The sequence below is a fragment of the Massilia sp. NP310 genome, from assembly GCF_019443485.1.
Classification (GTDB): Bacteria; Pseudomonadota; Gammaproteobacteria; order Burkholderiales; family Burkholderiaceae_D; genus Telluria; species Telluria timonae.
Map to the genome: position 1 here is coordinate 1,922,556 of NZ_CP080379.1, position 11,102 is coordinate 1,933,657.

Sequence of the window (11,102 nt, forward strand, 5' to 3'; positions counted from 1 at the left end):
ATGGCAACTTTACGGTCAGAAGCGAATACCTATATATTTTGCACTCGGCCCAATGGGACTCTGCAGAAATGTGGCGGATCCTGTAGTGGAGCTAGCCCCGGAACACTGGATAAAGGCAAAGATGTCGACAGCAGGACTGCCCGCATCATCGCCAAGTCGCCTTGGACAAAATTTCTACGAGCGCCAGTGCGATACAACTCTTGGTGGAGAACATGAAATACCTGGGTTCTCTCGTGTTGTTCCTGTCGTCCCTGGCCCAGGCCTCCGACCCGCCGGTCTCGGGCACGTTCAGCAGCGCCCGCAGCGCGTCGCCGGACGGCATGTTCAACCTGATCGTGACGGCGACGGCGGAGGGACAGCAATTCTTCTTCCAGTGCTTCACGGACGGCAAGCCGGAATTCGGCACGCTCACCAGTGTCAAGGGCCGCAAGACCGAGGCCGTCCTGAATGCGGGAGCGGGTTGTCCCGGCAGCAAGGTCCGGATACGGCTGGACTACGAAGAAGCCTGGATCGAAATCAAGGGCAAATGGGTCGCCATCCCGAGGAATGACATCGTCGTGCCGATCGTCGACTAGCAGTCGACGATCGGGACGCCTGAATGTCTATTTTGCCGTGTACATCGACGCGTACCTGGCGCCGAAGTAGAGGACGAAGGCGTAGCACGCCGCCGGCAGCAGGAACGACACTTGCACATTGAAGGCATCCGCCAGCGCTCCTTGCGCGAACGGCACCAGCGCGCCACCCACGATCGCCATGCACAGGATCCCCGACGCCTGCCCCGTGTGCCGGCCCAGCCCATGCAGCGCCATGCTGAAGATGGTCGGGAACATGATGGAATTGCACAGGCCGACGGCCAGGACCGCCCACATCGCCAGGTCGCCCTGGGCAAACGTCCCCACCAGCACCAGCGCGATCGCCGCCAGCGAGTTGAAGGCCAGCGTCTTGCCGGGGCTGACCACGCGCATCACGGCGAAGCCGATGAAGCGCCCCACCATCGCCCCGCCCCAGTAGATGCTGACGTAGTGGGCGGCGTCGGCATGCGACAGGCCGGCGATGTGCGGCTCGCCGATGAAGTTGATCAGGAAGCTGCCGATGCTGACTTCCGCCCCCACGTACAGGAAGATGCCGATCGCGCCCAGCACCAGGTGGCGGTGCGCCAGCGCCGATCCTTGGCTTTCTCCCGCCAGCGGCGCGTCGTCGCTGTCGGCGATCGCCGGCAGGCGCGCCAGCCGGAACAGCACCGCCAGCACGACCAGCACGCCGGCCAGCACCAGGTAGGGGCCACGCACCGATGCCGCTTCGGCCGCGGCATCGGTTCCCGCCACTGCGACCGCCCCCGCGGCCGACAGGATCAAGAGGCCGCCGACGGCCGGCCCGATCGTGGTGCCGAGCGAATTGAAGGCCTGGGTCAGGGTCAGGCGGCTCGAGGCCGTGCGCGCCGGGCCGAGCACCGCGACGTAGGGATTGGCCGCCACCTGCAGCACCGTGATGCCCGAGGCCAGCACGAACAGCGCCAGCAGGAACAGGCCATAACCGCCGAACGAGGCCGGATAGAACAGGGTGCAGCCGGCGGCGGCCACCAGCAGGCCGGCCACTGCCCCCTTCTGGTAGCCGATGCGGCGGATCAGCGCGCCGGCCGGCAGCGACACGATGGCATAGGCCCCGAAGAAGCAGAACTGCACCAGCATGGCCTGCACATAGGTCAGGGTATACACCGCCTTCAGGTGCGGGATCAGGACGTCGTTGAGCGACGTGATCAGCCCCCACATGAAGAACAGGATCGTCACGATGACGAGCGCGCTCGTGTTGCTGTCGAGCTGCGTCGCCGCGCCTTGGTTGTGGGCGGCAGGCGCCGCCTTGTATGGCATATTGGCCATGCTGTCTCCTGATATCGTTTTTTTATGCGGCGCTTAGTGCGCCAGGCCGGCCGGTGGACGCGGCAGGTCACGCCCGCGCGTGCCCCAGCCTTGCGTGTCCGGCTGGGTCGTCAGCTGGTACTTCAGGGCGCCGCCCGACTGCAGCTGCTCCCAGTCCAGCCACACGCGCTCGACCGCGCGGCCGCCATGGTTCACCGACTTGACGAAGCGGCGCTCGCCCGGCTTGGCGCCCGGCGCCTCGATGCGCAGGATGCGGCCTTGCGGCAGGTCGATCTCGGCCTTGGCGAAGCGCGGCGCATGCAGCAGGAAGCGGCCGCTGCCCGGCATGTCCGGGTAGATGCCCAGTGCGCTGAACAGGTACCACGACGACATGGTGCCCAGGTCGTCGTTGCCGGTCACGCCGCCGGGACCGTTGGTGAACAGCGTCTCGGCCGCGCGCACCACGGTGGTGGTCTTCCACGGCTGCCCCATCAGGGTGTACATCCACGGCGCGTGCAGGTCGGGCTCGTTGTTCGGGTTGTAGCGGAACTGGGCGTAGTAGCTGTACGGTCCCACCACCCACGACTTGCGCACCGCGTTCGGGTCGGCCAGCACGGCCGGATAATCGAAGAACTGGTCCAGGCGGCCGAGGGCCGGCGCGACGCCGCCCATCGCGGCGGCCAGGCCGGGCACGTCCTGCGGCACCAGCCACTGGTATTGCCAGGCCGTGCCTTCATGGAAGCCGTGGTCGCCGCGCGGATCGTAGCCGCTGCCGACGTCGCCGAACCAGCTGCCGTCCAGCAGGCGCGGACGCGGGAAGCCTTTCTGGCCGGTCTCGGCGTCGACCACGCTCGGGTCCCAGATCGCCTTCCAGTTCAGGGCGCGCTGCGCCAGCGCCTTCGCATCATCTAGATGGCCGAGCGCCTGGGCCATGCCGGCCAGCGCGCCGTCGGCCGCCGCGTATTCGAGCGTCGCCGACGCGCCGTGGTGCGGGTCGGTGTCCATGCCCTTCGAGACGAAGCTGCGGTCGTACTGCACGAAGCCTTGCTTGAGGTAGCTCGGGTTGCCCGAACGGCCTTGCGGACGGATGCCGTGGGCCGGCACACCGAAGGCGTTCTCGCGCAGCGCGACATAGGCCTCGGCCTCGCGGCCCTTCAAGGCGCCTAAGCGCCACAGGTCGACCAGGAACGGCGTCACCGGGTCGCCGGTCATGATGTTGGTCTCGAAGTTGGCATAGCCCCAGCGCGGCAGCCAGCCGCCCTGTTCGCGGATCCTGAGCACCGAGGTCGCGATGTCGCTCGCGCGCTCCGGGCGCAGCAGCGCCAGCATCTGGTTCTGGGCCCGGTAGGTGTCCCACAGCGAGAAGAACTCGTAATAGGTCCAGTCCTTCGCCGTGTGGATGGCGTCGTCGTAGCCGCGGTAGCGGCCATCGGCGTCGTTGCCGGTCAGCGGCTGCAGCAGGGTGTGGTAGAGCGCGGTATAGAACACGGTGCGGTCGTCCTTGCTGCCGCCCTCGATGCGCACGCTGGCCAGCTCGCGCTGCCAGTTCGCTTGCGCTTTGGCCTTCATGGCGTCGAAGCGCATTGGCTTGCCGCCTTCCATGCCCTCGGCCTTCAGGTTGATGCGGGCGCCTTCGGCGTCGACGTGCGAGATCGCGCTGACCGCGGTCACCGCCTGGCCAGCCTCGAGGTCAAAGCTCAGCCACACGCCGTGCGGCTTGGCCTCGCCCTGCTGGCTCGGGCCGTCGACGTCCGGCCAGCCGGCGCGGTCGTCCCAGATGCCGCGCCTGGCGAAGGGCTGGTCGAACTCCATGCGGAACCAGGTCGTGTACTTGGCGCCGCCACAGAAGCTCTTCGTGACGATCCGGCCCTCGACGCTGCGGTCGCCCACGATCCTGACTTCGCTGCCGATGACGGAATGGCGCTCGTTGGCCTGGCCGAGGTTGAGCAGCACGTGGCCGGTCTTGGTCCCCGGCGCGTAGGTATAGCGCTCGGCGGCGGCGCGCGTCAGCGCGGTGGCCTCGGCCGTGATGCCGCCGTAGCTGGTCAGCTTGACCTTGTAGTAGCCGGCCTCGCCGACTTCGCCGTCATGCGTGTAGTCGGCGGCGTATTTCTTGTGGTCGAACGCGCCCTTCTTGCTGGTGTCGAAGTCGCCGCCGGGGCCGATGGCGCCCGTCACCGGCAGCACCGACAGCTGTCCGCCCTGCTCCCCGCAGCCGGCGCCGGAAATGAAGGAGTGGCCGAAGCCGCGGATCTTCTTGTCGGTGTAGCGGTAGCCGGCGTAGTGGTCGGCGATCGGGCTGACCTGGATCATGCCGAAGGGGGCCGAGGCGCCGGGGAAGGTATTGCCTTCGTCCTGGGTGCCGATGAAGGTGTTGACCGGCATGGCGCCGGCCGCGATCGTCGCCTTGGCTGCTGCGCCCGCCGCGGTCGCGTCAAGCGCGGACAGCGGCAGCAGGCAGACGGCCAGTGCGAAGCAGATTCCTCGGATCGCGGGCTGGAACGGGTTGGTGCGGGCTTGATTCATCGCGCTGCGTCTCCTTCGAGCTGTTCGAATAGTTGTTGCATGGCCGCGGGCGGCGGCGGCGTGGCGCCGGCCTGCAGGCAGGCGGCGGAACCGGCGGCCAGCGCCGCGTGCAGGTGCGATTGCAGGCGCCGCTGCGGGTGGCGCACCAGGCTGGTCAAGAGGCCGGCGGCGCTGGCGTCGCCAGCGCCGACCGTGTCCACCACCGTCACTTTTGGCGCCCGCGCATCGCAGCGCTCGGCGCCGTGGAACAGGCTCGCGCCCTCGCCGCCGCGCGTCAGCAGGCAATACGCCGCCGGATTGAAGGCGCGCAGGCGCGCCAGCGCTTCGTCCAGCGCGACGCCGGGGAACAGGCCGCGCAAGTCGTCGTCCGACACTTTCACCAGGTCGGCGATCGAGGCCATCGCCGCCAGGGTCGGCGCATAGCGCTCGTCCATCAGGTTGCGGTAGTTGGGGTCGTAGCTGATCGCAACGCCCTGGGCCTTGAGCTCACGCGCCAGCGCGATCAGCTTGGAGGCAAGCGGCTCGCGCGCCAGGCTGATGCCGCCGAAGTGGGCCCAGCGTAGGCCCTCGGCCCAGCCGGCCGGGAACAGCGCCGGTTCGAAGTGCAGGTCGGCGGAGTCGTCACCGATGAAGAAGTAGCGCGGCGGCTCGCCCTGTTCCACGACGGCCAGCAGCGGCGAACGGTCGACCCGCTGCAGCAGCCGCGTGTCCAGGCTGACGGCTTCGCTCGCGCTCCACAGCGCGTCGCCGAAGCGGTCCAGGCTGATGGCGCCGGCGAAGGCGGTCGGTTCGCCCAGCGCCGCCAGCGCGCGCGCCACGTTCCAGGTCGATCCGCCCACGCGGCTCACCCACTGTTCGTCGCCCTGGTGGATCATGTCGGTCAGCGCCTCGCCGGCGCACAGCATGCGGGGAGGATTAAGCACGCGCGCCATCCTTCAGCACGGCCACGATGTCGTAGGCCGCGCCCATGGTGTGGTAGTCGACCTTGCCGGCCGGGCTCTTCTCGTCGCTGAGCTTGCGGTTCTCGCGGTCGAGGATGCGGTACCAGGCGCCGTGCTCGTGGTCGACGAAATGGGTCCAGCTGTACTGCCACAGGCGGTCGTACCAGGTCCAGTAGTCGGCATTGCCGGTGCGCGCGGCCAGCATGGCCGCCGCCGCGGCGCTCTCGGCCTGGACCCAGAAATACTTGTGGAAGTCGCACACGCTCAGGTCCGGCGCCAGCGAGTAGCACAGGCCGCCATGTTCCGGATCCCAGCCCTTCTGCACCGCCACCTTGAACAGCATTTCGGCGGTCGGCAGCAGCCAGCCCAGGTCGTGCTCCAGCACGTCCTTGCCGCGCGCTTCCAGCTGCAACAGCAGCTTGGCCCACTCGGTGAAGTGGCCCGGCTGGTAGCCCCAGGGACGGAACAGGTTTTCCGGGTCGTCGATATTGAACTTCCAGTCGGGCTGCCAGTGCGTGTCGTAGTGTTCCCAGATCAGGCCACCGCAGCGCTCGGCCTGGCGCTGGGTGATGTTGTAGGCCACCGTGTACGCGCGCTCGATGTAGCGCCGTTCGCCGGTCGCGGCATGGGCCGCCAGCAGCGCCTCGCAGGCGTGCATGTTGGCGTTCTGGCCGCGGTAGGTCGACAGCGCGCGCCAGTCCCGGCTCGCCTCGTCGGCGTACAGGCCGTCGGCCGCGCTCCAGAAACGCTTTTCCATCAGGTCGAAGGCTTCGCCGATCCAGGGCCGCGCTTCCTCCATGCCGGCCATCGTGGCATGCGCGTAGGCCAGCAGCACGAAGGCCTCGCCATACGCGTGCTGGGTGCCGTCCTCGATCGCGCGGCCGTCCAGCATCCAGGCATAGCCGTCGCCATCCGGCGCGCGGTGCGCCTCGCGCAGGAAGCGCACCGCGTGCTCCAGGCCTTCGCGATAGGCCGGATCCTCGAAGTGGCGGTAAGCCATGGCATAGGTGAACACGAAGCGGGTGCTGCTGACCAGGTGACGGTGGCTTGCGTCGTAGACCTCGCCATCGTCCTTGAAATAGTGGTACATGCCGCCGGCGGGATCGATCGCGCGCGGGTGGTAGAAGCGCATCGTGTGGCGCGCGTGGTCGAGCAGCACGTCCGGGCTGCGAAAGTTCGGGAAAGTGGTCATGGTGGCTAGGGGTGGTGTGCGCTAGTCGTCGTAGCTGCTCTCGCGCACGATCATCTCGACTGGCAGGGTTATCTGGGATGGGTTTTCGTCGGGTTTGTGCAGCAGGGAGTCGACTCCGGTCCGCCCCAGCGCTTCCTTGTCCACATGGACGGTGGACAGCGGCGGGATGGCGGCGGCCGAGGCGGCGATATCGTCGAAACCGACGATCGCGAGGTCGTAGGGAATCTTGAGCCCTTCGGCCAGGCAGTACTTCATGGCGACCAGGGCGGTGCTGTCGTTGTAGCAGAACAGCGCGTCCGGGCGTTTCGGCAGGGCCAGCAGGCTGCGCATCGCCTCGATCACGCCCTCCTCGCCCTCGCCCATGGTGGGCACGATGACTTCCAGGCTGGGATCGGCATGCACCTTGGCGTCGAACAGCGCCTGCCGAAAGCCCCGGTTGCGCTGCTGGATGCTGTAGTGGGCCAGGGAGCCGGACAGCATGGCGATGCGCTTGCGGCCGCAGCGCAGCAGGTGCTGGGTGGCGAGATAGCCGCCGCTCATATTGTCCGGATTGATCGAGGTGAAGCCGCGCCGGTGCATGTCCACCAGCACCATCGGCTTGCCGGTCTGCTGCAGCGCGCTCAGGACTTCGGGCTCGAAGAAGCCGGCGCACAGGATCGCGTCGGGCTGGTGCAGGCGGATCTGTTCCAGCACCGGCTCGGCCGGGCCGACCACGATCAGCGACAGCGCGATGCCCTCGCGCCGGCAGGCTTCTTCGGCGCCGTGCAGCACCGGCGTGAAGAACGGACTGGAGGTGAGCGTGTTGTGCTGGCTGTGCAGCAGGAAGGCGATGCGGCGGATGCGGCCCTTCTTCAGCAGGGAGAAATCGTAGCCCAGGCGGATGGCGGCCTCGCGCACCACGCCGCGGGTCGCCTCGGTCATGCCGCCCTGGTTCTTGAGCGCGCGCGAGACGGTGCCGATCGACAGCCCGGTTTCGCTCGCGATGTCGCGCAGCGTGACCTGGCTCACGGCGCCGCCCTTGCCGCCATCGGGCTCATCTGCGTGACCATATACATGATCGTCTCCATTGAGTGGTTTAATAAACGCTTGTTGTCGCGTTCTTGTACTTGAATTTATAGCAGCCGCGTTTCGAAAGCGTCAACAAAGGCAGGTAGGACAGCGTGTGTTTTAGCGTTTTTTAGTAAACACTGGTTGTTCACTGTAAACACGAGTATTTACCTGCCTCGTCGCGCATCCTTATTTCGGCGCCGCCGCCGCGCCGGCCTCCAGCAGCTCCAGCTCGGCCAGCTCGAACGCCGCGCCCTGGGCGAAGCGCAGGCGGTACTCGCGGTAGGCGCCCGGTTTGGCGATGCCGAACGGCCGCAGCTGGCGCTCCCAGGCAAACACCTCGTCCTCGCGTGCGTCCAGCGCCACCCAGGCGCCCTTGCCGTCGCGTCCTTCGAGCGTCCACGTCACCTTGCCCAGCGCCGCCTTGCCGCCGGTGATGGTGTAATGGCTGATCGTCGTGGGCTTGGCGAAGGCGAAGCCGATGGCGGCACTGGCCGGGACTTCCGTGGCCGTCATCGCATCGTCGTCGACCAGCGCGGCGTCGGCACGCTTGCCATCCAGCGTGACAGTGGCGCCCTTGCCGCGGTCGACCAGGCCGGCGGGACGCCGCCCGGCGGCGGTCATCGATGCCGGCAAGGTGCTCGGATCGCTGCCCCAGGTCGAGGGCTTGCTGCCCATCGTGAATTCCAGCGTGACGCCGGCGGCGATGTCGGCGTGGCGGATCCAGGGCTGGTTCCACGGTTTACCGTTCACCTTCAGCGACTGCACGTAGACGTTGTCCTGGCTGTTGCCATGGGCGATCACGGTGAGCTTGCGGCCGTTCTCGAGCGTGACCTCGCTGCGCGCGAAGGCCGGCGAGCCGATCACGTACTCGGGAGAGCCCATCCGCAGCGGATACAGGCCCAGCATGGCGAAGGTGTACCAGGCCGACATCTCGCCATTGTCCTCGTCGCCCGCATAGCCCTGGCCGATCTCGCTGCCCAGGTACAGGCGGCGCATGATCTCGCGCGTGATCTGCTGCGTCTTCCACGGCTGGCCGGCGGCGACGTACATCCAGGGGATGTGGTGGGCCGGCTGGTTGCTGTGGGCGTACATGCCCATGCGGACGTCGCGCGCCTCGGTCATCTCGTGGATCACCTGGCGGTAGCTGCCAGAATACTTCGCTTCCGCCGTCTCTTGCGTGGCGAAGAACTCGTCGAGACGGCTGGCCAGCACCTGGCGGCCGCCCATCAGGCTCGCCAGCCCTTCCGCGTCGTGCGGCACGGTGAAGGCGAAGGTCCAGGCGTTGGCCTCGGTGTAGTCGCCGCCCCAGCGGCGCGGATCGAAGTCCTTCGCCGGCACGCGCCACCCGCCCTTTGCGTCGCGGCCGCGGAAGAACCTGGTCGCCGGGTCGTAGACATGGGCATAATCGGCGGCCCGGGCGCGGAAGTAGGCGGCCTCCTCGCGGTAGCGGCGGCCGCGCGCGCTGTCGTTGCCACCCTCTCCTTCTTCGCCGGCCAGCGCGGCGGCCAGCTGCGCCAGGCCGAAATCGTTCAGCGCGCCTTCCAGCGTCCACGACATGCCTTCGTGGACCGAGGTGTCGGCATAGCCGCGGTACATCGACTGCGCCAGGCCCTTGCGGCCGACGTTCGAGACCGGCGGGACGGCGGTCGCGTTCTTCAGCGCCGCCTCGTAGGCCTGGTGCGCGTCGAAGCCGCGCACGCCCTTGAGCCAGGCGTCGGTGAAGGCCACGTCGGAGCTGGTGCCGACCATCAGGTCGGCGTAGCCCGGCGACGACCAGCGCGCCACCCAGCCGCCGTCGCGGTACTGCTGCAGGAAGCCGTCGACCATCTCGCCGGCGCGCTTCGGCGCGAACAGCGCATATGCCGGCCAGGTGGTGCGGAAGGTGTCCCAGAAGCCGTTGTTGACATAGACCTGGCCGGGGACCACGGGCGCCGACGTGCGCAGCGCATCGCCGCCGGTCTTGTCCTTCGACCAGCCGCTCTGGTCGGCGTGGCGCCAGTCGGGCCTGGCGGCGGTGCCGACGTTCTCGTGGGCGACGTTCGGATACAGGAACAGGCGATACAGGTTCGAATAGACGGTGGTCAGCTGGTCTTCGCTGGCGCCGTCGACCTTGACCCGGCCCAGTTCCGCATCCCACGCCGCCTGCGCGCGTTCGCGCACGGCATCGAAGCCGGCGTCGCCGATCTCCAGGTCCAGGTTGCGCTGCGCCTGCTCGACCGAGATCAGCGAGGTGGCGATGCGCATCCGCACCTCGCCCTTGTCCGCCGCGAACTTGATGAAACCGGTCGGACGGCCGGTCTCGATCGCGCCGCTGTCCTGCCAGCGCTGGTCGAAGCGCGCGAACACGAACATGCGCGTGGCGCCGTTCGACAGGCCGCTGCGGGTGTCGGTATAGCCGCGCAGGGTCTGGGTCGCCGCGTCCAGGGTCAGGCCGCCGCGGTCGTCGACGTTATCGAACAGCAGGTTGGCGTCGCCGTTCTCGGGGAAGCGGAAACGGAAGATCGCGGCGCGCGAGGTCGGCGCCAGCTCGGCGCGGATGCCGTTGTCGAAATCGACGCGGTAGGTGTAGGGACGCGCGAGTTCCCCGTCGTGCGCGAACGGCAGCGCGCGGCGCTGGCGGTCGGCGTCGGGACGGCCCTGTGCGGCCGAGGGCATGATCTGGAAAGTCTGGCGGTCGGCCATCCACGGGCTGGGCTGGTGGCTGAGCGACAGCGCCTGCAGGCGCGGGCGGTTATTCGCGTCGTTCTGCTCGTTCCAGCGATACAGCCAGCTCAGGGTGCCGGCGTCGGTGGCCGGGGTCCAGAAATTGAAGCCATGCGGCACGGCGGCGGCCGGGATGTTGTTACCGCGCGAGAAGGTGCCGTTGGCCTGGGTGCCGCGCGTGGTCAGCACGTGGTCGGACAGGCGCGCGACCTGCGCGATGGCCTGTTCGCTCACCGCGACGTCGTCGATCCAGCCGCTGGCGCCGCCCTTGGCGGTGGGGCGCAGCTCCAGTTCGATCGACTTGATGCGGCGTCCTTTCAGGCTGCCCAGCCGTACCGCCTTGTGCGCCCATTGCTGCGGATACAAGGTCTTCGACTGGCCCTGGGCGCTGGCGCCCAGGCGCACGCCGTGGTGGTCGCGCAAGTCGAGGCTCGAGATCCGGCGACCGTCGTCCAGCACCAGGTCGAGCGAGACGTGGGTCGACGTGTCGATGTCGCCGTCGACGATCTCGGGCAAGACCATCCACGACAGCACCGTATCGGGCTTGACCTCGATATCGACCGCGTACAGCTGCAGGCGGCCGCCCTGGCCTTCGGCACGGTAGTGCAAGGCCTGGGCGCCGGTATAGCCGGCCTTCTTCCTGGCGGCGTACGGGCGTTCCGGGCCGTCGCCCAGCGCCACCTTCACGCCCTCACCCGTCAGCGCGGCCGGCGCCGGCTGGCCGGATTCGAAGGAAGTCGAGAAGCGGGGCTCGGCGGCGCCGGCAGCGCTTGCGGCCAGCAGCAGAGTCACAGCAGCGGATATGGTGTGCGTCTTCTTCATGTGAGGACGGTC

Annotated in this window: 7 protein-coding genes; 1 reads left to right on the plus strand and 6 read right to left on the minus strand. The window is 68.1% G+C overall.

What is annotated here, in order from left to right:
• The first annotated feature begins 212 nt into the window (after positions 1-212).
• Positions 213-575, plus strand: coding sequence for a hypothetical protein (locus KY496_RS08330; RefSeq protein WP_219864462.1), 363 nt, complete (start codon positions 213-215; stop codon positions 573-575).
• A 27-nt stretch (positions 576-602) separates the two neighbouring features.
• On the opposite strand, the gene KY496_RS08335 is transcribed toward KY496_RS08330, so the two are convergent.
• From KY496_RS08335 to KY496_RS08360, 6 genes are all read right to left on the minus strand, one after another.
• Positions 603-1,877 carry a sugar MFS transporter gene (locus tag KY496_RS08335; RefSeq protein WP_370660074.1) on the minus strand — a complete coding sequence of 425 codons (1,275 nt, stop codon included), beginning with the start codon at positions 1,875-1,877 and terminating at the stop codon, positions 603-605.
• A 33-nt stretch (positions 1,878-1,910) separates the two neighbouring features.
• Positions 1,911-4,382 carry a GH92 family glycosyl hydrolase gene (locus KY496_RS08340; RefSeq protein WP_219864463.1) on the minus strand — a complete coding sequence of 824 codons (2,472 nt, stop codon included), beginning with the start codon at positions 4,380-4,382 and terminating at the stop codon, positions 1,911-1,913.
• Entirely contained in the window at positions 4,379-5,314 is a 936-nt protein-coding gene (locus tag KY496_RS08345; RefSeq protein ID WP_370660075.1) for a carbohydrate kinase, read from the minus strand. The genes KY496_RS08340 and KY496_RS08345 overlap by 4 nt, the downstream gene beginning before the upstream one ends.
• A complete protein-coding gene (locus KY496_RS08350; protein ID WP_219864464.1) occupies positions 5,298-6,515 on the minus strand; it encodes an AGE family epimerase/isomerase in 1,218 nt (405 codons plus the stop codon). Before KY496_RS08350 ends, KY496_RS08345 begins: the two co-directional genes overlap by 17 nt.
• A 21-nt stretch (positions 6,516-6,536) precedes the next feature.
• Entirely contained in the window at positions 6,537-7,523 is a 987-nt protein-coding gene (locus KY496_RS08355; RefSeq protein ID WP_219864465.1) for a LacI family DNA-binding transcriptional regulator, read from the minus strand.
• Positions 7,524-7,751: 228 nt separating this feature from the next.
• Positions 7,752-11,090, minus strand: coding sequence for a GH92 family glycosyl hydrolase (locus tag KY496_RS08360; RefSeq protein ID WP_219864466.1), 3,339 nt, complete (start codon positions 11,088-11,090; stop codon positions 7,752-7,754).
• Between the last annotated feature and the right edge of the window lie 12 nt (positions 11,091-11,102).